This is a genomic window from Tissierellales bacterium, from assembly GCA_025210965.1.
GTDB lineage: Bacteria > Bacillota > Clostridia > Tissierellales > JAOAQY01 > JAOAQY01.
On the sequence record JAOAQY010000069.1, the window covers coordinates 29495 to 51031 of the forward strand.

Below are 21537 nucleotides of genomic sequence, written 5' to 3' on the forward strand. Positions count from 1 at the left end.
ATTGATAGAAGAGAGGAGTTATCCCCTTATGACAAAGAAAAGTTTTTTAAAGGGCGCTGCCATATTAGGGGTTGCGGGGATTTTAATTAAGATATTAGGAGCTATATATAGAATTCCATTGGGAAATTTGCTAAATACCGAAGGTATGGGGTATTATCAAACTTCTTATCCAGTTTACAATACACTATATGCAATATCTACAGCTGGACTTCCTGTAGCTGTTGCAAAAATCATAGCTGAAAAAAGAGCTTTGGGAGATTATAAATCGGCAAAAAAGGTTTTTGATTTGTCTTTGATTGGTCTCATTATATTTGGAATAATAGCGAGTGGAATTGTAACGATATTTGGTGGAAAAATTTCAGTAGCACTTGGCAATCCTAATGCATATTATGCGTTGATGGCTATGATACCAGCGCTTTTATTTGCACCTATGACTTCGGCGTTTCGAGGTTATTTTCAAGGACATCAGAATATGGTACCCACAGCGTTGTCACAGATTTTTGAACAATTAATCAGAGTGATAGTGGGATATTCACTAGCATATATGCTCATATCAGAAGGGCTTGATAAGGCAGCGGGTGGAGCTACATTTGGAGCATCAGCAGGTGCGGTTGCAGCATTTTTAGTTGTTTTCTTGATTTATTTAATTAAAAAGAAAGATCTACAATGTGAAATTGCTTTGCAGCATTTTGAAACGAATGAAACAACGAGCTCACTTATAAAGCGAATAATAGTTATTGCGCTACCGATTGCTTTTGGAGCAATAATAGTTCCAATGATGAATCTTATTGATGTCAAGCTTGTAATGACTAGATTGCAGCAAATTGGATATACTGAAGTAGAGGCTAATTCTATGTGGGGACAATTGTCTGGATTTGCCCAGACATTTATAAATTTTCCACAAGTGTTAGCGATAAGTTTAGGCATGAGCCTTGTGCCAGCTGTATCTGAAGCATTCGCACTAAAAGATAGAGATAGAATGAAAGAAATAGTAAATGGTGGAGTTAGAACCATAGTAATGATTGGTTTGCCAGCTGCATTTGGTTTATTTGTTTTATCGACACCTATAATACAATTATTGTATTATAAACTATCAGAGGCCAGTCAATCGAGCATAGGGTCTATATTAGCATGTCTTTCATTTAGTGTTATATTTCTAACTATAATACAGGCGCTTACAGCAATCTTACAAGGAATCGGAAAAACAAGTGTCCCTGTTATTAATCTACTAATTGGTGGGGGCGTGAAATTGATACTTTCATACGTGCTTATAGGAATACCTGCACTTAACATTTATGGTGCGGTTATAAGTACTACGGCGTTTTATATAGTTGCAGCGGTACTTGATTACATGGCTGTAAAAAAATATCTTGGTGTGAATTTTGACATAAAGCAGGTTTTTATAAAACCATTTGTAGCAACTATTATGATGGCTTTGACAGCTTGGGTGGCTTACAATGGATTTAGCTATATTATTAGTCATAAAATAGCTACTATAATAGCCATTTTACTTGCTGTTATTGTTTATGCGGTATTTGTAGTTAGTCTAAAAGCAATAACAGAAGATGAACTTAAGAGCATCCCGGCTGGCGGAAAGATAGTTAAATGCTTTAAAAAAATGAGATTGATTTAGAGGTGAGGGCATGAATAATATTACGATTGTTGGTATGGGGCCTGGTGATTCTAATTTGCTAACTAGAGAGGCTTATGATGTGATGAATAGTGCGAGTAAGTTGATATTTAGAACATCATGGCATCAAGTATATAAAGAATTTGAAGCAATGGGCAAAGTAGTAGAGTCATTAGATGATTGGTATGAAGAAGCTGATGATTTTGACGAGCTATCAGAGAGGATACAAAATCATATAGAAAAAATTGCAGAGAATGAAGATGTGGTTTATTGTGTTCTAGGCAATCCTGCTGAAGACGATGAAGTTACACTAAGATTGCTAAATAGCGATAGAACCATAAATATAGTATCTGGGATAAGTTATGTAGCTTATGCTATGAATTTTGTTTCAATAGATAGTAAATTTCCAAGTAAAGTTATGAATGTTTTTGATTTTTCAAAGTATTTTTATGATATTCATAGTAATAATTTTATAACAAATGCATATGATTCAATGCTTTTAAGTGATTTGGTTTGGACATTAGAAGAGCAATTAGGCGATGAATACGAAGTTTATTTGTTTTTAAAGGTTGGGACTAAAGATGAGTTTACTGTCAATAAAACGAAATTGATGGATATATTGAATTATGAAGGATATGATCATCAAACAGTTATATTTATACCAGCGGTGCCTAAATATGAAAAGTATAATTTAGGAGATTTGAGAGAACTCGTGGAAAAACTTAGAGGTAAAGATGGTTGTCCTTGGGATATAGAACAAACTCATGAGAGTGTCAAACGAAACTTGATAGAAGAAGCTTACGAAGTTATTGAAGCTATTGAAAATGAAGATTATGCTAATTTAGAAGAAGAGCTTGGCGATTTGCTTTTTCAAGTAGTTTTCCACTCGCAGATGGCAGATGAAGAAGGATATTTTGGAATGGATGAGGTAATAAATCATATTTCGAGAAAAATGGTTTATAGACATCCTCATGTTTTTGACGAAAAACAACGAGATTTGAATACTGACAAAGTGTTAGAACAATGGGATAAGCTTAAAGATAGCGAAAAAGGCATAGAAAATTACACAGAAAGATTATTAAATGTGCCAAAAGTATTGCCATCTTTGCTAAAAAGTTATAAAATACAAAAGAAGGCTTCAAAGGTTGGCTTTGATTGGGATGATATCAATGGTCCTCTAGAAAAACTATGTGAAGAAATTGTTGAGATTAAAGATGCAATTGAAAATGGTAGTAGAGATGATATGTTAGAAGAGTTAGGCGATGTATTGTTTTCTGTTGTAAATGTTTCAAGGTTTTTGAATATAGATCCTGAAGAAGCACTTGAAAAAACTATAGAGAAGTTCATAAAGCGTTTCGAATATATAGAAAAGCGAAGTTTAGAGGCTAATATGCGATTAGAGGATATGTCTTTAGACGAAATGGATAAGTACTGGGAAGAGTCAAAAGAGTTATTAAATTAGTGCTCACTAATTTAACATAAAAAACAAGGAGGTATTTATTGTGAATAAAGCTGAATTGATAGCAAGTATTTCTGAGAAAAGTGGGTTAAACAAAAAAAATGCAGAGGCAGCATTGAATGCATTTATGGAAAGTGTAGAAGAGGCTTTAATTGAAAATGATAAAGTTCAATTAGTTGGTTTTGGTACATTTGAAGTTAGAGAAAGAAAAGAGCGCGAGGGAAGAAATCCTAGAGATCCTAAGCAAAAAATCACTATTCCAGCATCAAAAGCTCCTGTATTTAAAGCAGGTAAGACTTTAAAGCAATCAGTAAATAAGTAGAAATTTAAAAATCAGGTCAATAGACCTGATTTTTTTATAATTTAGAGGCGCAATACTCTATGGTCTAAGCCTAGTTATAGTTGAAAAAAATAAATGAATGAGTTAATAATGGGTATTAGATAAATTAGACTTGTAGATAAATTTATTTTTTATGATATAATTATTAAAAAGAGGTGAATAATGATGAGAATAGATAAATACCTTAAAGTGAGTAGACTTATAAAGCGAAGAACAGTTGCAAAAGAAGCGTGTACTCAAGGTAGAATTTTAGTAAACGGTAAAGCTGCGAAACCAGGGACAGAAGTTTCTGTTGGGGATGAAGTTGAATTAGGATTCGGAGACAAGAAAGTTACTATAAAGATAGCAAATATAAAAGAGCATGTACTAAAAGATGAAGCTACAATGTTATATGAAATTATAGAATAGAGTTGATTGATTATGAAAAGATTTGGAAGTTTTAAAATAAGATATTTAATTGTTGTAGCAATTATGCTTTATTTTGGATCGACATATTATAATCAAGCAAAGCAGATAACTAGATTGAAAGAGGAAAAGCAGGAGCTTAGCCAAACTATATGTGAATTAAAAGAAGAGAATGTTGATAAGGCAGAGCGATTAAAACGTTTACAAATATATATTTCTAATGAAAATGATTCATTAAAGACAATTGAGGCTCAAGCCTATATAGAGATGGTTGCTAGAGATGAAGGTATGATTAGAGATAATGAAATCATGTTTATTGACGAAGCAACCAAAAAAAATGAAGAAAAAAAGCGTTTTTATAATAATTCTGTTAAATGATTGGTTGACGAAAATCGAAACCTGTTATAAACTTGAAAGAGTAGAAAACTTCCAATAGAATAAGGAAGAGAATATTAAAAGGAGGAATCTTAAATAACATGGCCATTAAGGTAGGAGAAATATTGAGTGGAACGGTTACAGGTATTACTAATTTTGGAGCGTTTGTTAAATTAAGCGAAAAAGAGACAGGGTTGGTGCATATATCTGAAGTTTCTCATGATTATGTTAGCAATATTAAGGAATATTTAAAAGTAGGACAGAAGGTACAAGTTAAGGTAGTAGAAGTGGACGCTAAGGGAAAAATTAGTCTATCTATTCGACAAGCCAAAAAGAAAAGTACTAAGATGCCAGAAGTTGTTGACTTGAAAGTGAAGAACAAACAACAGAAGGGACTATCTTTTGAGGATAAAATTGGTGCATTTTTAAAAGAAAGTAGTGAGAGAATAGACGGTACGAGAGCTAAGCAAAAAGAAAATCGTAAGCGTCGATATACTCGAAATTAAAACCGGAGTGCTCCGGTTTATTTTTTTGGAGGTATCATGAGGACAAAATTGAAACAATTGATTTTGAGTGAAAAATTGATTATAGCTGGAGATAAATTGCTTTTGGGTGTATCAGGAGGAGTAGATTCTATGGTATTACTCGACCTTATGATTCAGATTAGAGCGGATATGTCAATAGAGTTAGGCGTAGCTCATTTAAATCACGGGTTGAGAGGAGAAGCTGCTGACAAAGACTGTGAACTGGTAAGGCGTGTTAGTATTGAAAATGAAATTCCTTTTTATGAAGAAAAAGTGGATATGATGGAATATTCTAGAACACATAAATTAACACCAGAAGAGGCAGGACGAAATTTAAGGCGAAATTTTTTCAGGCGAATAAGCGAAAAATATGACTATAAAAAAATAGTGCTAGCGCATAATCAAAATGATCAAGCAGAAACTCTTATAATGAGGATATTTAGAGGAACAGGAATAGATGGATTGATAGGTATAAAAAAAATAAATGGAATGTGGATACGACCTATGCTTATGATTAGTCGAACTGAAATTGAGAGATATGCGTTGGAATATGGAATCAAATACAGAACTGACCATACTAATTTAGAGACTATTTATGAGCGAAACAAAATTAGATTAGATTTATTGCCTATGATTCAAAAACAATATAATCCTAAAATTATAGAAAGCTTAGTCAGACTTTCTAAATCTGCAGAAGCCGATGTATCTTATATTGAAGGTGTAGTTGATGGGATAGCAAGTGAAATGTTTGAAATAGATGAGAAATACTTGGAATTTTCCATAGAAAAATTTAATAAAATAGATAATCGACTAAAAAATAGGGTACTAAGAAGAGGCCTGCGATTATTAAAACAGTCATTAGAGGGAATCGAAGAAAATAATATAATTTTGTTAAAAGCGTTTATTGAAAATAGCGTATCGGGAAGGTTTCATGATATTAAAGATGGGCTGAAGGCACATAGTTATAATGATAAGTGCAGAATAGGCTATATAAATATGAATTCTGAACGATATGAATACGAAATAGGAATTGGGACTTTATTGAAAAACGAGCGTTTTGAAATAGAAACGGAAGTAATAAATGCAGAAAATATAAAAAAATATTCCAAAGACGTGTTTGTAAAATGCTTTGATTATGATAAAATTAGTTATGCTCTTAAAATTAGAAATCGAAAAAATGGTGATCGCATAAAAGTTTTGGGCATGCAAGGTAGTAAAAAATTAAAAGATTTATTTATTGATTTGAAAATACCAAGATATGAGAGAAATGATATACCTCTCATAGTTTCTGGTGATCAAATTGTTTGGGTAGTTGGGTACAGGATTAGTGATGATTTCAAGGTAACTGATTCTACTAGGAGAGTTTTAAAGATTAAAATTTTAAAACGAGGAGAGAAAAAGTTAGATGATGAATGAATGGATGAATGATATCGAAAGGGTATTACTTACTGAAGAAGATTTAAAGAATAAAATTGCTCAATTAGGGGAGCAGATTTCAAAAGACTATCAAGGCGAAGAATTACTCTTGTTAGGTATATTGAAAGGAAGCGTAATATTTATGTCTGATTTAGCAAGATCGATAAGCATTCCTGTATCTATGGATTTTATGGCGGTATCTAGTTATGGAGATGGAACAGAATCTTCTGGAGTAGTTAGAATTTTGAAAGATTTAGATCAAGAAATAAAAGGGAAAAATATACTTATAGTCGAAGATATAATAGACAGTGGTTTGACACTTGATTATTTGATGGGATATTTTAAAGCTAGAGGTCCTAAAAGTGTTGAAATTTGTACTATTATGGATAAGTCAGATAGACGAACAGTTGAAGTACCTATTAAATACCTTGGTTTTGATGTTCCAAACGAATTTCTAGTAGGCTATGGATTAGATTATGCAGAAAAGTATAGAAATCTACCGTTTGTAGGCATCTTAAAAGAGGAGGTTTACAAATAGAGTATCACCATGAGAAAGGAGGCATCTCATGAAAAAATTCATGAAAAGTATTAGCTTCTATTTGTTAATTTTTATAGCCATAATATTAGTTGTACAGATGGCTACACAGCAAACACCAACTATTAAGGCACTTACATTTGAAGAATTAGTAAGTCAGGTTGAAAAAGCAACACCAGAAAAGATAATTGAGATGAAAATTGTGGAAAATAGTATAGAAGGTAAATTGCCGGATGGTACTGAATTCAGGTCTTATGTGCCAGAAATTCCACATGATTACTACGAGGCTTTACAAAGCAACAGTAATATAAAAATGGTAGCAGAGGCTAAACCTCAGACTTCATTTTTAATTACAATGTTACCAACTATTTTTATGATTCTCGTGTTAGTGGCCTTTTGGGTTATTTTCATGCAGCAATCACAAGGTGGTAATGGTAAGGTTATGAATTTTGGAAGAAGTAAAGCGCGTATGAAAAAGCCAGATGATGATAATAATCAAGTTACATTTGAAGATATTGCTGGTTTAGAGGAAGAAAAAGAAGAATTAGCTGAAGTTGTTGATTTTCTTTCGAATCCAAAGAAGTTTATTGATTTAGGCGCAAGAATTCCGAAAGGAATACTAATGGTAGGTCCTCCTGGTACAGGAAAAACTTATCTTTCAAGGGCAGTAGCTGGAGAAGCGGGAGTGCCGTTTTTTACGATTAGTGGTTCTGATTTCGTAGAAATGTTTGTTGGGGTTGGAGCTTCGCGTGTTAGAGATTTGTTTGACCAAGCAAAGAAGAATTCGCCTTGTATTATTTTTATTGATGAAATCGATGCAGTTGGAAGACGTCGTGGCGCAGGTCACGGTGGAGGTCATGATGAAAGAGAACAAACTCTTAATCAGTTGTTAGTTGAAATGGATGGATTTGGCAAAAATGAAGGAGTAATAGTTATGGCTGCCACTAATAGACCAGACATACTAGATCCTGCACTTTTGAGACCAGGCCGATTTGACAGAAGAGTATATGTTGGAGTTCCTGATATAAAAGGGCGAGAAGCTATACTTAAAATTCATTCTAAAGACAAACCTCTTGCAGAAGATGTTGATTTAAAGGTATTAGCGAGAAGAACACCAGGATTTACTCCTGCTGATTTAGAAAATCTAATGAATGAAGCAGCACTTTTAACGGCTAGAGAGGCATTAAAAGAGATTCCTATGCGGATAGCTGAAGAAGCTATTACTAAAGTTCAAGCTGGAGTAGCTAAGAAGAGTAGAATAGTTAGTGAAAAAGAGAGAAGATTGACGGCGTACCATGAAGCCGGTCATGCTGTGGTTACGGCGGTTTCGTCTAACTCTACGAATGTACACATGATAACTATTATTCCTAGAGGTGGAGCTGGAGGATTTACTATGAAGCTTCCAGATGAGGATAATAAATCTTATTATTCTAAAACAGAAATGGAAGAAGAATTGGTAAGTCTTTTAGGTGGACGAGTAGCAGAAGCTCTTATTTTGGATGATATAAGTACAGGAGCGTCTAATGATATTGAGAGAGCTACTAAAATTGCTCGCAGTATGGTTACTAAATATGGTATGAGTTCTAAATTAGGACCTATTTCTTATGGTGGGGATTCAGACGAGCCTTTCCTTGGAAGAGATATGGGACGTCCTAGAGACTTTAGTGAGAAAGTTGCAGCTGAAATAGATCAAGAAGTAAGAATGATAATTGATGCGGCATATCATAAAGCGGAGACTCTTTTAACTGAAAATATGGATAAGTTAGAAATAGTTGCTCAAGGACTATTGAAAGTGGAAACATTAGATGCTAAACAATTTAAGGGATTATTTGATGGTTCTATGGAATTAGAGGATTTAAAAGTTTTTGATGACGAAGCGCAGAAAGATAAATCTAAATCAGTTGATTTGGAAAAATCATCAGATGAAGATACAAAAGTAGATTTAGAGAAGCCTAGTACTGACAATCAAGAACATATTGAAGATGCAGAATTTGAAAAAGAAAAAGAATAAGAAATAAAAAGGAGACTCTTTGAGTCTCTTTTTTATTTTTAAATAATCATTCTACTATTATTGTCAAAAAAATGTATATTTTGAATTTTTACAGTCACCTTTTTTAACAAAATGAAATAAATATTGCAAAAAAAACGAGAATGTAATAGTCTATATTTGGGAGAATACAAAACCTATGAACGGAGGTCAATGGATGATAGAAAAAGATAAATTAAATCAAATAGCCGAAGGAAAGAAAAAATGGCGAGAAACAACAGTAGAAAAAGTCGTTTCTAGATTTCCAGAAAGAAAAGAAACATTTACTACAGGCTCTGGAGAAGCTGTTGAGCGTTTGTATACACCAAACGACGCTTCTAATCTAGATTATGAAACCGATTTAGGTTACCCAGGTCAATATCCATACACAAGAGGCGTACAACCAACTATGTATAGAGGTAGACTTTGGACTATGAGAATGTATGCTGGATTTGCGACTGCTGAAGAATCAAACAAGAGATATAAATATTTAGTAGAGCAAGGATCTACAGGTCTTTCAGTTGCATTCGATTTACCAACACAGATTGGATATGACTCGGATCATCCTCTTTCAGAAGGGGAAGTTGGTAAAGTTGGGGTTGCTATAGATTCCCTTGCAGATATGGAAATTTTATTTGATGGGATTCCTTTGGATAAAGTAAGTACATCAATGACTATAAATGCTCCAGCGGCAGTTTTGTTAGCAATGTACATTGCTGTTGCAGAAAAGCAAGGTGTTAGTGCAGAAAAATTGAGGGGAACTATTCAAAATGACATACTTAAAGAGTATATAGCCAGAGGGACGTATATATTCCCTACTGAACCTTCAATGAGACTAATAACAAATATATTTGAGTATTGCTCTAAAGAGGTTCCAAAATGGAATACAATAAGTATTTCAGGCTATCATATTAGAGAGGCTGGTTCAACAGCGGCACAAGAAGTAGGTTTTACAATTGCAGATGGTATTGCATATGTAGAAGCAGCATTAGAGGCTGGATTAGATATAGATGATTTTGCACCTAGACTTTCTTTCTTCTTCAATGCACACAATGATTTATTAGAAGAGGTTTCTAAGTATAGAGCTGCAAGAAGACTTTGGGCAAAAATTATGAAAGACAGATTTGGAGCAAAAAATCCGAAATCTATGGCTTTGAAGTTCCACACTCAAACTGGTGGTTCTACACTTACAGCACAGCAACCAGATAATAATATTGTCAGAGTTGCTATACAGACATTAGCTGCAGTATTAGGTGGCACACAGTCTCTTCATACAAATTCAAAAGATGAGGCTTTAGCACTACCTACTGAAGATTCTGTTAGAATAGCACTTAGAACTCAGCAAATAGTGGCACATGAAAGTGGTGTAACAAATACAGTAGATCCACTTGCTGGTTCATATTATATTGAAGCAAAGACAAGTGAAATTGAAGAAAAAGCTATGGAGTATATTTCTAAGATAGATGAAATAGGTGGAGCACCTAAAGCTATTGAAATGGGCTATATTCAAAAAGAAATAATGGAAGCTGCATATCACTATCAAAAGGAAGTAGAATCAGGAGAGCAGATTGTAGTAGGTATGAACAAATTTAAAATAGAGGAAGAACCACCAAAAGGTCTTTTGAAAGTCGACCCAGCTGTTGGCGAGAGAAAGAAAGAAGGACTTAAAGCATTAAGAGATGAAAGAGATCAAGCCAAAGTTGACGAAACTTTGAAGGCATTAAAAGTGGCTTGTGAAGGTACAGAAAATGTTATGCCGTATATATTAGAGGCTGTAAGAGTATATGCTACACTTGGAGAAATTTGTGGAGTTATGCGTGAAGTATTTGGTGAATATCAACAGAGTGTTATGCTATAGGATTTGAGGAGGATATGATATGGATAGACCAATTAGAGTTTTGATGGCAAAACCAGGCCTAGATGGGCATGATAGAGGAGCAAAAGTAGTTGCTAGAGCACTTAGAGATGCAGGAATGGAAGTAATATATACAGGGCTCAGACAAACACCAGAGCAAATAGTTGCAGCAGCCATACAGGAAGATGTTGATGTAGTAGCAATGAGTATACTATCAGGAGCTCACAATCACTTATTTCCAAAAGTAATGGAATTATTGAAGAATCAAGATGCAGATGACATTTTAGTTGTCGGTGGTGGAGTTATTCCAGAGGAAGATATTCCATTTTTGAAATCATGTGGCATAGCAGAGGTATTTACTCCAGGAACTCCAACACAGGTTACTATTGATTTTATAAAAGACAACCTTAAAAGACATTAAGGAGAGTTTAAGATGGACCAGCTAATAGAGAGATTGTTAAAGGGAGATAAGAGGGCTTGTGCTAGAGTGATTTCCCAAGTTGAAAACAGTGAAGCGCTGGCATCGGAGCTAGTGAGAGAAATATATCCATATACAGGTAAGGCCCATGTTGTAGGTATAACAGGGCCGCCTGGTGGTGGTAAAAGCACTATTACAGATAAACTTGCAAAACACATTAGAAAATTAAATAAAAAAGTTGGAATAATAGCTATAGATCCGACAAGTCCTTTTTCTGGTGGATCAATACTAGGAGATAGGATTAGAATGAACGATTTGGCGTTAGATCCAGATGTATTTATTCGCAGTATGGGTACTAGAGGTCATTTAGGAGGTCTTTCAAGAGCTACTAAAGATGCTATTAAAGTGCTAGATGCATTTGGAATGGATTATATATTTGTTGAGACTGTAGGAGTAGGACAATCAGAAGTTGATGTAGTTAAAACAGCAGATACAGTAGTTATGGTAATGGTACCAGGACTGGGTGATGATATTCAGGCTATAAAAGCTGGTGTTATGGAGATTGGAGATATATTTGCTGTAAACAAATCGGATTTATTTGGAGCGCAGCGAACAGTTACTGAAATAAATATGATGTTAGATTTAGGTGGTCATTTAGAAAGACGCCCACCAGTTGTTGAAGTAATAGGATTAGAAAACAAGGGAATTGATGATTTGTTTGAAGAGATTGAAAAGCATAAAGCTTATTTGATTGAAGAAAATTTATATGAAGAAAGAAAAAGAGATCATTTGAAATATGAAATTTTAGGATTGGTTGAAGACAAACTTATCAATGTTATATATGAAAATGATCAAAAATCTAGTTATTTGGATAAAATAGCGCATTTAGTTTTTGAAAAAAGACAAGATCCTTATTCTGCAAGGGATGAGGTTATTGATAAAATCATTTCAAAATCAAGGGGAGGCAATTAGAGTGATAAAAAAAATAGACCATATAGGAGTTGCAGTGAGCAATTTAGAAGAAACTTTAGAGTTTTACACAGATGTTTTAGGACTCGATTTAGCGGGAACTGAGGTAGTGGAAGAACAAAAGGTGAAGGTAGCTTTTTTGCCAGTAGGAGATAGTGAAATTGAATTATTAGAATCGACAGAAGAAGATGGTCCGATTGCTAGATTTATAGAAAAAAAAGGTCAAGGGATACAGCACATAGCACTTAGAGTAGACAATATTGAAGAAGCTATAGAAGAGATGAAAGCAAAAGGAATTAGAATGATTGACGAAAAACCTAGATATGGTGCAGGTGGCGCTAAGATAGCCTTTTGTCATCCAAAAAGCACTAAGGGTGTACTTTTGGAACTTTGCGAAAGAAATGATTAGAAGGCGATAAGGAGGTTTAGAGATGTCAAACTCTAAAATAGAAGAACTTTATGAAAAACGCTCTAAAATAGAAAATGGTGGCGGAGAAGCACAGATAGAAAAGCAGCATAAAAGAGGGAAATTAACAGCTAGAGAGAGAATAAATGTATTACTAGACACTGATAGTTTTGTAGAATTAGATGCATTTGTAGCACATAGATGCAATAATTTTGGTATGGAGAAAAAAGATATTCCAGGAGAGGGAGTAGTTACTGGATATGGAACGATTGACGGAAGATTGGTTTACGTATTTGCGCAGGATTTCACTGTTATAGGTGGCTCACTTGGAGAAATGCATGCAAAGAAAATTTGCAAGATACAAGAGCTAGCTATGAAAGTGGGTGCTCCGGTAATTGGATTAAATGATTCTGGTGGAGCGAGAATACAAGAGGGTGTTGATGCACTTTCAGGATACGGAAGAATATTTTACAACAATACCAAAGCATCGGGCGTTATCCCACAAATTTCTGTTATTATGGGACCATGTGCAGGTGGAGCAGTTTATTCTCCAGCACTTACTGATTTTGTATTTATGATTGAGAAAACAAGCAAGATGTTTATAACAGGTCCACAGGTAATAAAAACAGTTACTGGCGAGGAAGTATCTGCTGAAAAACTAGGTGGTGCAATGACTCACAATACAGTAAGTGGAGTTGCGCATTTTGTAGATAACAGTGAAGAGGATTCATTAAATGCAGTTCGAAAACTCTTAAGTTATTTGCCATCTAATAATCTAGAAGAAGCACCTAGCATAGATAGTGATGATGAGAGAAACAGACTTAATACTATTTTAAATGAATTGGTTCCAGAAAATCCAAATAAACCATATGACATGAAAGAAATTGTTAGAGAAATTGGAGATAATGGAGAATTTTTTGAAGTTCAGCCTCATTTTGCTAAAAATATAATAACTGGATTTATAAGATTAAATGGTCAATCTGTTGGAGTTATAGGGAATCAACCAGCAGTTCTCGCAGGATGTTTAAATATAGATGCATCGGATAAAGCAAGTCGTTTTATAAGAACTTGTGATGCGTATAATATTCCTATATTAAATTTGATAGATGTTCCAGGATTTTTGCCAGGAGTAGACCAAGAATATGGTGGAATCATAAGACATGGAGCGAAGATGTTGTATGCGTATAGTGAGGCGACAGTTCCTAAAGTATCTATAGTTGTAAGGAAGGCCTATGGAGGATCATATCTTGCTATGTGTAGTAAAGATATGGGAGCTGATATTGTATATGCTTGGCCAAATTCAGAGATTGCTGTAATGGGACCTGCTGGGGCAGCAAATATAATATTTAGAAAAGACATAGAAAATTCTAATGATCCTCTAGAGACTAGAAACGATAAAATAAATGAGTATAGAGATACAGTAGCAAATCCTTATGTTGCTGCAGGTAGAGGATTTATTGATGATGTAATAGAGCCTGCTCATACGAGAGCTAGACTTATAAATGCATTTGAAATGCTTGCAACAAAGAGAGAGGCATCGCCAGCTAAGAAACATGGCAATATTCCACTATAGAAGAGGTGATATAGATGATTACAGATGTGCATAATGTCACGATTGCAGAAGCAGCTACGGTAATGATTTTTAGTATGGCTATTGTATTTTTTGTTTTACTAATAATTTCTTTTATGATGGATTTGATAAGAATGGTTTTTGGAGAAAAGCAAAAAGCAGAGGTTGTTAAGGATATAACTCCACAGGTAAAGAAAACAGAAATTACAAGTAATACTTCAAAAGACGATGACGAAGAGCTTATAGCTGTTATTACTGCAGCAATAGCAGCAGAACTCTCTTGCAGTACTAGAGATATAAGACTAAAGAGCATAAAGAGAAAAAATACGCCAGTGCAACCGTGGGCAGAAGCTGGTAAACACGAAAACATGCTTAATCGCATATAATTGGGGGAGCGGAAATGAAAAAATATAATATTACAGTAAATGGCAAAACTTATGAAGTTGAAGTTGAAGAAGTTCAAGGTTCAAGCAGTGTTGGTGCACAAAGTACAGCTAGGTCAGAGAAACGAGTAGAGACAAAAGCAGTAGAAACTCCAAAGATGGAACAAAAGAAAGCAGCAAAAAAAGAAGCTCCAAAGGTAGAAGTATCTGCAGGTTCAACTACAATTGAAGCGCCTATGCCAGGAGCTATATTGGATTTCAAAGTTAGTGTTGGTGACAGCGTTCAAGCTGGAGATGTAGTATTGATTTTAGAGGCTATGAAGATGGAAAATGAAATTACTGCACCTACATCGGGAAAAGTTAGTGCGATTCATGTATCAAAAGGTGATAATGTTGGATCAGGTGATACATTAGTTTCACTTAATTAAGACGACGAAAGGCAGGTCGATTTCATGGAACTTTTACAAAATTTTTGGGAGACAACCGGGTTTGCCATGGTACAGCCAGGGCAAATAGCTATGATAGTAGGGGCTTGTTTTTTCCTATATTTAGCTATAAAAAAAGAATATGAACCATATTTGCTTATTCCTATATCGGTAGGAATAATATTAGTAAACTTACCTGGAGCAAACCTAATGGCACACCCTGAAGGAGATGCAAATGGCGGACTGTTGTATTACCTATATCAAGGAACCAAGCTTGGTATATATCCTCCTATCATATTTTTGTGTTTAGGGGCTAGTACGGATTTTGGACCAGTACTTGCAAATCCAAGGAGTTTGCTTTTAGGAGCAGCAGCTCAATTTGGAATATTCTTTACATTCTTTGGAGCAATATTATTTGGATTTGATGGACTAGAAGCTGCAGCTATTTCTATAATTGGTGGAGCAGATGGTCCTACGGCACTTTATCTTACAAGTAAGCTCGCACCTCATTTACTAGGTTCTATAGGTCTAGCTGCGTATTCCTATATGGCGTTAGTGCCTATTATTCAGCCACCTATTATGAGAGCGCTTACTACTAAGGAAGAAAGACAGATAAAAATGACACAACTAAAGCCAGTGTCTAAAAGAGAGAAGATAGTATTTCCTATAGCTGTTATGATATTTGTAATATTCTTGCTTCCAAGTGCAGGACCACTTATAGGGATGCTAATGTTTGGTAATTTAATAAAAGAATCTGGAGTTGTGCCAAAACTTACTGAAACTGCTACAAATGCGATGATGTATACTGTGACAATATTATTAGGTGTTACAGTTGGTGCGAAGGCAGATTATGTAACGTTTTTAGATCCAAAAACAGGATTGATATTTATACTAGGAATAGCGGCATTCTGTGTTGGAACGGCGACAGGGGTTTTATTCGGAAAAGTAATGTGTAAATTGTCAAAAGGCAAGATAAATCCACTTATAGGAGCAGCTGGTGTATCGGCAGTACCGATGGCTGCTAGAGTTGTTCAAAAAGTAGGAAGAGAAGAAAATCCTAACAATTATTTATTGATGCATGCTATGGGTCCTAATGTAGCGGGAGTAATAGGTTCTGCTGTAGCAGCTGGTGTTTTATTGATGTTCTTTCAGTAATAAATAAAAGATTGAGAAACATCCTCTATATTTTGGAGGATGTTTTTTTGGTTTAGTTTTTTTGATTCAATTTGATATCTCAATTTTGTGATATAATGATTTGAGAATAAGAGGTGATATTGTGATATATACGAGAGCAGAGTTGATTTTTTATGTTTATATGATATTGATGAATATCATGGGAATAATGGTTATGTATTTAGATAAGCGAAAAGCCAAAAATAAAAAATGGAGAATAAGTGAAAATAGTTTGATATTTACAGCTGTTTTTGGCGGAAGCATAGGCATTTTATTTGGTATGATTTTTTTCAAGCATAAGCTAAATAAATCGAAATTCAAGTATGGAGTTCCATTTATATACGTCGTTCAAAAACTTGTAACTATTATGATTACTCATATGAGTTTTCACATTGGATTATTAGAAAATTTAATAGGATAGAAATGATATGTTGATTTCGTAAAATAATAAAAAAGAATTCAAATTGAGTTGATAGACTTTGTCAAAACTGATAAAATAGTAGGGCAGTGTGATTAAGAAAATCTAAAGTTGAAGGGGTAGTGCATGAAAATAGGAAATTTAACTTTTGAACATGGAGTATTTTTAGCACCAATGGCTGGTGTGACAGATGCTGTTTATAGACAGATTTGTAGAGAAAATGGTGCTGAAATGGTTTTTAGCGAAATGGTTAGTTGTAAGGGACTTTACTATGAAGATAAAAAAAGTGAGCAAATGCTCCATATAGAAGAAGGAGAAAGACCAGTAGCTCTTCAGATTTTTGGTAATGACGAAAAAATTATGTCATATGTTGTTTCTAAATATTTAAATAAAAGAGACGATATTGATGTTATTGATATTAATATGGGATGCCCAGCACCTAAAATTGTAAACAATGGAAATGGGAGTGCCCTTATGAAATCACCCGAGAGCGTTAGTAAAATTGTAAGAGAGGTTGTAAATGCATCTAATAAACCTGTTACGGTGAAAATGCGAAAAGGATGGGATGATGATAACATAAATGCAATTGAAATTGCTAAAATAGCAGAATCAGAGGGTGCACAAGCTGTTACTATTCATGGTAGAACTAGAGAAGAATTTTATACTGGTAAAGCTGATTGGGACATAATAAGACGTGTAAAGGATGAACTGAGTATTCCGGTTATAGGTAATGGCGATATATTTGAAGCAGAAGATGCGCTAAAAATGTTTCAATATACTGGTTGTGATGGTGTAATGATTGGAAGAGGATGCCAAGGCAATCCTTGGATATTTAATGAAATAAAAGATTATTTGAAATCAGGAGATGTGCCTAAAAAGCCAGAGCCCTTTGAACGATTAGAAATGGCGTTAGAACATATGAGAAGATTGATACCATATAAGGGTGAATATAGAAGTATAAGAGAAATGAGAAAGCATATTGGGTGGTATGTAAAAGGTATAAGACATTCTACTGAAATTAGGAGACAAATAAATACATTAGAAACATATGAAGAGGTAGAAATTTATCTAAAGAGTATGATTAATAAACTTATTTAAATGAGACTTCAAGCAAACTTGACAATGCTTGAAGACTAAATTATAATTATCGTTATATGCGAGCGGTAAGACATAAAACGGAATTTAAATATAGGAATGGAAAGGAAGACGATAAATGGCTGAAAAAGAAGTTATTTTAACCAAAGAAGGTTTACAGAAACTAGAAGAAGAATTAGATTATTTAAAGGCGACGAAGAGAAAAGAAGTTTCAGAAAGAATAAAGATTGCTATTGGTTTTGGAGATTTAAGTGAGAATGCTGAGTATGACGAAGCTAAAAATGAACAGGCTCAAGTTGAAGAGCGCATTTATAAATTAGAGCAGATGATTGCCAAAGCTGAAATTATAGATGATTCTAAAATTGATAAATCAAAGGTACATGTCGGATCGATTGTTACTATTTTAGATTTAGAGGAAAATGAAGAAGTTGAGTACACAATAGTAGGTTCTACGGAAGCTGATCCATTTGAGTTTAAGATTTCAAATGATTCTCCTGTAGGTTCTGCACTTTTAGGACATGTAGTAGATGATGTGGTAGACGTTCAAGTGCCAGATGGCATAGTTCAATATAAAGTATTAAAAATAGGTCGATAGAGGAGAGAAATCTCCTTCTTTTATGTAAGGGAGTGGGCATTTAATGGATAATTTAAATGAAATGCAAATTATAAGACGTGACAAATTAAAAGATTTACAAGCAAATGGTAGAGATCCTTTTAAGATAGAAAAATTCGAGGTTACAAACAAGAGCAAGGAAATTAAAGAAAGATTTGAAGAATTCGAAGGTAAAAACGTTGTTTTAGCTGGACGACTTATGTCTAAGCGTGGACAAGGAAAAGTTGGATTTTATGATATTCAAGATTCTAATGGAAGAATTCAATTATTTATCAAAAAAGATTTGGTTGGAGAAGCTGAATATGAGTGGATTAAAACTTATGATATAGGTGATTACTTAGGAGCAGAAGGAACTATTTTCATGACTAAGAAGGGTGAAATTTCTGTTAGAGTTGAAAAAGTTACTTTGCTTTCTAAATCATTACAGATATTACCAGAAAAATTCCACGGATTAAAAGATCCAGATTTAAGATATAGACAAAGATATGTTGATTTGGTTATGAATCCAGAGATTAAAAATGTTTTTGAAACTCGTTCAAAAATAATCAGAAAGACTAGAGAGTTTTTAGATGGTAGAGGGTTCATGGAAGTAGAGACTCCAGTATTAAATACTCTTTCGGGAGGAGCATCTGCTAGACCATTTATCACACATCATAACAGTTTAGATATAGAAATGTATATGAGAATAGCCTTAGAATTACCACTTAAGAGATTGATTGTTGGTGGATTTGACAAGGTGTATGAAATGAGTCGTGTATTTAGAAATGAAGGAATGGATGCTAGTCATAATCCAGAATTTACATTATTGGAAACGTATGAAGCATTTGCTGATTATGAAGATGTAATGAGAATGGTTGAAGAACTTTATGCATTTGTAGCGCAAGAAGTAAAAGGTGATTTGAAAATTAATTTCCAGGGAGAGACTATTGATTTGACACCACCTTGGAAAAGAGCTAGAATGGTCGACTTAGTTACAGAATATGCTGGTGTTGATTTTGACAAGATTACTGACAAAGAAGAAGCTCATGCTAAAGCTAAGGAATTACACTTAGAGTTAGAAGGTCATGAAAGTATTGGAGAGATTATCAATGAGGCATTTGAAGCGTTTGTTGAAGAACATCTAGTTCAGCCAACGTTTGTAACTCATCATCCAGTTGAAATATCTCCATTAGCTAAAAAAGATCCAGAAGATGGAAGATATACACATAGATTCGAAGCGTTTATTTGCAAAAGTGAAGCAGGAAATGCTTTTTCAGAATTAAATGATCCAATTGATCAAAAAGAAAGATTTATGGATCAAGTTAAGAAAAGAGAATCTGGTGATGAAGAAGCTCAAATGATGGATACTGACTTTATAAATGCACTAGAAGTTGGTATGCCACCAACAGGCGGTTTAGGAATTGGAATTGATAGAATGGTAATGTTATTTACAGACCAATCGAGCATAAGAGATGTAATTTTATTCCCAACTATGAAACCAACAGGTGGACAGCAATAGAAGATAATAAATAGTTTGATATAAAAAAGCGTCCTATGGACGCTTTTTAGTTATCTTAAAACACATTTAAAAGGAGTGATCCTATGTACACGTTAGATTCACTTGAACAGATATGCCATGGCTGCCGAAAGTGTAAACTAGGAGAAACTAGAAATCAATTGGTATTTGGAAAAGGTAAAGAAGATGCTGATATGATGCTTATTGGCGAAGGTCCGGGCTATAATGAAGATCAGCAGGGAATACCGTTTGTAGGAGTTGCAGGTCAATTACTAGATAAAATATTGGCAGCTATAGAACTTAGTAAAGAGGAAGTTTATATAGCAAATATAGTTAAATGTAGGCCGCCGAATAATAGAAATCCACTTAAAGAAGAGGAAGACTCGTGCTTGCCATATTTGAGATGGCAAGTTAAAATTGTAGAGCCCCAAATTATAGTGTGTTTGGGTGCAGTAGCATCTAAGCGATTGATTGATGAAAATTTTAGAATAACTAGAGAGCATGGAAAATGGTTTAAAAAAGGGAATTATTGGATGATTGCAACCTATCACCCAGCAGCACTTTTAAGAGATGAATCTAAAAAAAGAGATGCATGGGATGACTGGAAGGTAATAAAAGCAAAATATGATGAACTTAAGGGGGAAATAATTTGAATAAAGAATTTGTAGAACGATTAAAAAAACACTTTCCTGACAAAAAATTGGTTTTTGGAGATGGAGAAAAATCAACGAAAATTTTATTGATAGGAGAAGCTCCAGGAGAACAAGAAGCTAAACAAGGAAAACCATTTGTAGGCAAGGCTGGCAAAAATCTAGATGAATTTATATCTATTCTGAAATTACAGAGAAAAGATTTATACATAACAAATGTGGTCAAATTTAGACCAACTAAATTAAGTGTTAAAACTGGGAAACCAATAAACAGACCCCCTAAAAAAGACGAAATAAGTAGTTTTAAACCTTATCTGATAGAAGAAATTGAAACTATTAAACCAAAAGTTATAGTAACACTTGGAAATACTCCGTTAAAAGCACTTTTAGGAGACAAGGTAAATATAGGACAATGTCATGGTGAAATTCAAACATTGGATTTAAATGGAATAGAATTTGACTTGATGCCGCTCTATCATCCAGCAGCTATAATATACAATCAAAGCTTAAAAGAAATATATGCGAATGATTTGGAGCGATTAAGAACATTCTTAGAGGAGAATTTGATATGAAAAAGCCAAATATACTGAAGTGGGTTGGAACAATATTATTGATTAGTGGATTGATGTCTATTATAGGTCAAAATATCTTATTTAATATCTTGAGAAATCAAAATTTATTAACTAATGTAAATGCTAGTTCTATAACTATATTGTATTCCCTAATAGCTGTGATTAGTTTGATGAGCGGTATATTGATCTTAAAAGGAAATTCAATTGGAGAAAAAGTATATCTTTTGAGTATGCCTATAGCTATTGGGGTAGAAATTTTCATGGTAGGATTTACACCCATGGTCATGTCGAATTCTATGGCTTGTATTTTGGTATATTTATTGTTGAATACACAAGATGTAAAAGATTTTTTTAAAGAAAATAGGTTAGAAAAAGAAGAAATGAAAGAATCGAAAATTATAGAAGCACCGTACAAATTACTTGGAGTATTTTTATATGGAATAAGTTTATTTATACTAACTGGTGGTATAATATTGGGATTTTTAGCGATAGCAAATTTAGGAGACTTTAGATACTTTGAGATTGCTTTGGTTTTGATTGGAGTAGTTTTGAATATATTTAGTTTGAAACTGTGGAAAATTAATTTTAAATTCATGATAGGAGTATCTTTTATAGTAGTTGGAAGTTTGTTTTTAATAAATGCAGTAACATTTTCACTTCTGGAGAGAATTGTATCAGAGCAGATATTATTAATGAAATATATTTTGTCAGGTTTAATCGGGATTGGGCAATTATTTTTAGGAAAAAGTCTTGTTTTGAAATCGAGAAAGTGATAGACTAATATC

At 34.0% G+C, this 21537-nt stretch carries 24 protein-coding genes; all 24 read left to right on the forward strand.

Going from position 1 to position 21537, the window contains the following annotated elements; genetic code table 11:
* Positions 1 to 28: 28 nt before the first annotated feature.
* The 24 genes from N4A40_04760 (at position 29) to N4A40_04875 (ending at position 21525) form a co-directional block, all read left to right on the forward strand.
* Positions 29 to 1633, forward strand: coding sequence for a polysaccharide biosynthesis protein (locus N4A40_04760; protein MCT4661152.1), 1605 nt, complete (start codon positions 29 to 31; stop codon positions 1631 to 1633).
* Positions 1634 to 1643: 10 nt separating this feature from the next.
* Positions 1644 to 3092, forward strand: coding sequence for a nucleoside triphosphate pyrophosphohydrolase (mazG, locus tag N4A40_04765; GenBank protein ID MCT4661153.1), 1449 nt, complete (start codon positions 1644 to 1646; stop codon positions 3090 to 3092).
* A 40-nt stretch (positions 3093 to 3132) separates the two neighbouring features.
* The gene (locus N4A40_04770) at positions 3133 to 3411 is read left to right on the forward strand and encodes an HU family DNA-binding protein (protein MCT4661154.1); all 279 of its coding nucleotides are present in this window, start codon (positions 3133 to 3135) and stop codon (positions 3409 to 3411) included.
* 183 nt (positions 3412 to 3594) lie between these two features.
* Entirely contained in the window at positions 3595 to 3837 is a 243-nt protein-coding gene (locus tag N4A40_04775) for an RNA-binding S4 domain-containing protein (protein ID MCT4661155.1), read from the forward strand.
* 12 nt (positions 3838 to 3849) lie between these two features.
* Positions 3850 to 4212, forward strand: coding sequence for a septum formation initiator family protein (locus tag N4A40_04780; GenBank protein ID MCT4661156.1), 363 nt, complete (start codon positions 3850 to 3852; stop codon positions 4210 to 4212).
* 98 nt (positions 4213 to 4310) lie between these two features.
* Positions 4311 to 4715: a S1 RNA-binding domain-containing protein gene (locus N4A40_04785; protein MCT4661157.1), complete on the forward strand. Its 405-nt coding sequence runs from the start codon at positions 4311 to 4313 to the stop codon at positions 4713 to 4715.
* A gap of 36 nt (positions 4716 to 4751) precedes the next feature.
* On the forward strand, positions 4752 to 6149 hold the full coding sequence (gene tilS, locus N4A40_04790) for a tRNA lysidine(34) synthetase TilS (GenBank protein ID MCT4661158.1): 1398 nt from the start codon (positions 4752 to 4754) through the stop codon (positions 6147 to 6149).
* A complete protein-coding gene (gene hpt, locus N4A40_04795) occupies positions 6139 to 6687 on the forward strand; it encodes a hypoxanthine phosphoribosyltransferase (GenBank protein ID MCT4661159.1) in 549 nt (182 codons plus the stop codon). Before tilS ends, hpt begins: the two co-directional genes overlap by 11 nt.
* A gap of 28 nt (positions 6688 to 6715) precedes the next feature.
* Complete coding sequence (ftsH, locus tag N4A40_04800; protein ID MCT4661160.1) at positions 6716 to 8695, forward strand: ATP-dependent zinc metalloprotease FtsH; 1980 nt, start codon at positions 6716 to 6718, stop codon at positions 8693 to 8695.
* A gap of 193 nt (positions 8696 to 8888) precedes the next feature.
* Entirely contained in the window at positions 8889 to 10568 is a 1680-nt protein-coding gene (locus tag N4A40_04805; protein ID MCT4661161.1) for a methylmalonyl-CoA mutase family protein, read from the forward strand.
* Between the two features lie 19 nt (positions 10569 to 10587).
* Positions 10588 to 10986 (forward strand): cobalamin B12-binding domain-containing protein, encoded by a 399-nt coding sequence (locus N4A40_04810; protein ID MCT4661162.1) that lies wholly within the window; start codon positions 10588 to 10590, stop codon positions 10984 to 10986.
* 12 nt (positions 10987 to 10998) lie between these two features.
* The gene (gene meaB, locus N4A40_04815; protein ID MCT4661163.1) at positions 10999 to 11955 is read left to right on the forward strand and encodes a methylmalonyl Co-A mutase-associated GTPase MeaB; all 957 of its coding nucleotides are present in this window, start codon (positions 10999 to 11001) and stop codon (positions 11953 to 11955) included.
* Position 11956: 1 nt separating this feature from the next.
* Entirely contained in the window at positions 11957 to 12361 is a 405-nt protein-coding gene (gene mce, locus N4A40_04820) for a methylmalonyl-CoA epimerase (protein MCT4661164.1), read from the forward strand.
* Positions 12362 to 12383: 22 nt separating this feature from the next.
* The gene (locus N4A40_04825; protein MCT4661165.1) at positions 12384 to 13931 is read left to right on the forward strand and encodes a methylmalonyl-CoA carboxyltransferase; all 1548 of its coding nucleotides are present in this window, start codon (positions 12384 to 12386) and stop codon (positions 13929 to 13931) included.
* 14 nt (positions 13932 to 13945) lie between these two features.
* On the forward strand, positions 13946 to 14314 hold the full coding sequence (locus N4A40_04830; protein MCT4661166.1) for an OadG family protein: 369 nt from the start codon (positions 13946 to 13948) through the stop codon (positions 14312 to 14314).
* 14 nt (positions 14315 to 14328) lie between these two features.
* Entirely contained in the window at positions 14329 to 14739 is a 411-nt protein-coding gene (locus tag N4A40_04835; protein MCT4661167.1) for a biotin/lipoyl-binding protein, read from the forward strand.
* Positions 14740 to 14763: 24 nt separating this feature from the next.
* Positions 14764 to 15891, forward strand: a complete 1128-nt coding sequence (locus N4A40_04840) for a sodium ion-translocating decarboxylase subunit beta (protein MCT4661168.1) — start codon at positions 14764 to 14766, stop codon at positions 15889 to 15891.
* Between the two features lie 121 nt (positions 15892 to 16012).
* Positions 16013 to 16330: a DUF1294 domain-containing protein gene (locus N4A40_04845; protein MCT4661169.1), complete on the forward strand. Its 318-nt coding sequence runs from the start codon at positions 16013 to 16015 to the stop codon at positions 16328 to 16330.
* Between the two features lie 123 nt (positions 16331 to 16453).
* Positions 16454 to 17425, forward strand: a complete 972-nt coding sequence (gene dusB / locus N4A40_04850; protein MCT4661170.1) for a tRNA dihydrouridine synthase DusB — start codon at positions 16454 to 16456, stop codon at positions 17423 to 17425.
* 115 nt (positions 17426 to 17540) lie between these two features.
* Positions 17541 to 18017 (forward strand): transcription elongation factor GreA, encoded by a 477-nt coding sequence (gene greA / locus N4A40_04855; protein MCT4661171.1) that lies wholly within the window; start codon positions 17541 to 17543, stop codon positions 18015 to 18017.
* Between the two features lie 43 nt (positions 18018 to 18060).
* A complete protein-coding gene (gene lysS / locus N4A40_04860) occupies positions 18061 to 19533 on the forward strand; it encodes a lysine--tRNA ligase (protein ID MCT4661172.1) in 1473 nt (490 codons plus the stop codon).
* Between the two features lie 83 nt (positions 19534 to 19616).
* Entirely contained in the window at positions 19617 to 20183 is a 567-nt protein-coding gene (locus tag N4A40_04865; protein MCT4661173.1) for a uracil-DNA glycosylase, read from the forward strand.
* The gene (locus N4A40_04870) at positions 20180 to 20752 is read left to right on the forward strand and encodes a uracil-DNA glycosylase (GenBank protein MCT4661174.1); all 573 of its coding nucleotides are present in this window, start codon (positions 20180 to 20182) and stop codon (positions 20750 to 20752) included. Before N4A40_04865 ends, N4A40_04870 begins: the two co-directional genes overlap by 4 nt.
* On the forward strand, positions 20749 to 21525 hold the full coding sequence (locus N4A40_04875) for a hypothetical protein (protein MCT4661175.1): 777 nt from the start codon (positions 20749 to 20751) through the stop codon (positions 21523 to 21525). Before N4A40_04870 ends, N4A40_04875 begins: the two co-directional genes overlap by 4 nt.
* Positions 21526 to 21537 lie beyond the last annotated feature (12 nt).

What these genes read in the sequence shown, in the direction of transcription:
- N4A40_04760 (MCT4661152.1), top strand. Translation starts at nt 29, where the DNA reads ATGACAAAGAAAAGTTTTTTAAAGGGCGCTGCCATATTAGGGGTTGCG.
- mazG (MCT4661153.1), top strand. Translation starts at nt 1,644, where the DNA reads ATGAATAATATTACGATTGTTGGTATGGGGCCTGGTGATTCTAATTTG.
- N4A40_04775 (MCT4661155.1), top strand. Translation starts at nt 3,595, where the DNA reads ATGAGAATAGATAAATACCTTAAAGTGAGTAGACTTATAAAGCGAAGA.
- N4A40_04780 (MCT4661156.1), top strand. Translation starts at nt 3,850, where the DNA reads ATGAAAAGATTTGGAAGTTTTAAAATAAGATATTTAATTGTTGTAGCA.
- N4A40_04785 (MCT4661157.1), top strand. Translation starts at nt 4,311, where the DNA reads ATGGCCATTAAGGTAGGAGAAATATTGAGTGGAACGGTTACAGGTATT.
- tilS (MCT4661158.1), top strand. Translation starts at nt 4,752, where the DNA reads ATGAGGACAAAATTGAAACAATTGATTTTGAGTGAAAAATTGATTATA.
- hpt (MCT4661159.1), top strand. Translation starts at nt 6,139, where the DNA reads ATGATGAATGAATGGATGAATGATATCGAAAGGGTATTACTTACTGAA.
- ftsH (MCT4661160.1), top strand. Translation starts at nt 6,716, where the DNA reads ATGAAAAAATTCATGAAAAGTATTAGCTTCTATTTGTTAATTTTTATA.
- N4A40_04805 (MCT4661161.1), top strand. Translation starts at nt 8,889, where the DNA reads ATGATAGAAAAAGATAAATTAAATCAAATAGCCGAAGGAAAGAAAAAA.
- N4A40_04810 (MCT4661162.1), top strand. Translation starts at nt 10,588, where the DNA reads ATGGATAGACCAATTAGAGTTTTGATGGCAAAACCAGGCCTAGATGGG.
- meaB (MCT4661163.1), top strand. Translation starts at nt 10,999, where the DNA reads ATGGACCAGCTAATAGAGAGATTGTTAAAGGGAGATAAGAGGGCTTGT.
- N4A40_04825 (MCT4661165.1), top strand. Translation starts at nt 12,384, where the DNA reads ATGTCAAACTCTAAAATAGAAGAACTTTATGAAAAACGCTCTAAAATA.
- N4A40_04830 (MCT4661166.1), top strand. Translation starts at nt 13,946, where the DNA reads ATGATTACAGATGTGCATAATGTCACGATTGCAGAAGCAGCTACGGTA.
- N4A40_04835 (MCT4661167.1), top strand. Translation starts at nt 14,329, where the DNA reads ATGAAAAAATATAATATTACAGTAAATGGCAAAACTTATGAAGTTGAA.
- N4A40_04840 (MCT4661168.1), top strand. Translation starts at nt 14,764, where the DNA reads ATGGAACTTTTACAAAATTTTTGGGAGACAACCGGGTTTGCCATGGTA.
- dusB (MCT4661170.1), top strand. Translation starts at nt 16,454, where the DNA reads ATGAAAATAGGAAATTTAACTTTTGAACATGGAGTATTTTTAGCACCA.
- greA (MCT4661171.1), top strand. Translation starts at nt 17,541, where the DNA reads ATGGCTGAAAAAGAAGTTATTTTAACCAAAGAAGGTTTACAGAAACTA.
- lysS (MCT4661172.1), top strand. Translation starts at nt 18,061, where the DNA reads ATGGATAATTTAAATGAAATGCAAATTATAAGACGTGACAAATTAAAA.
- N4A40_04865 (MCT4661173.1), top strand. Translation starts at nt 19,617, where the DNA reads ATGTACACGTTAGATTCACTTGAACAGATATGCCATGGCTGCCGAAAG.
- N4A40_04875 (MCT4661175.1), top strand. Translation starts at nt 20,749, where the DNA reads ATGAAAAAGCCAAATATACTGAAGTGGGTTGGAACAATATTATTGATT.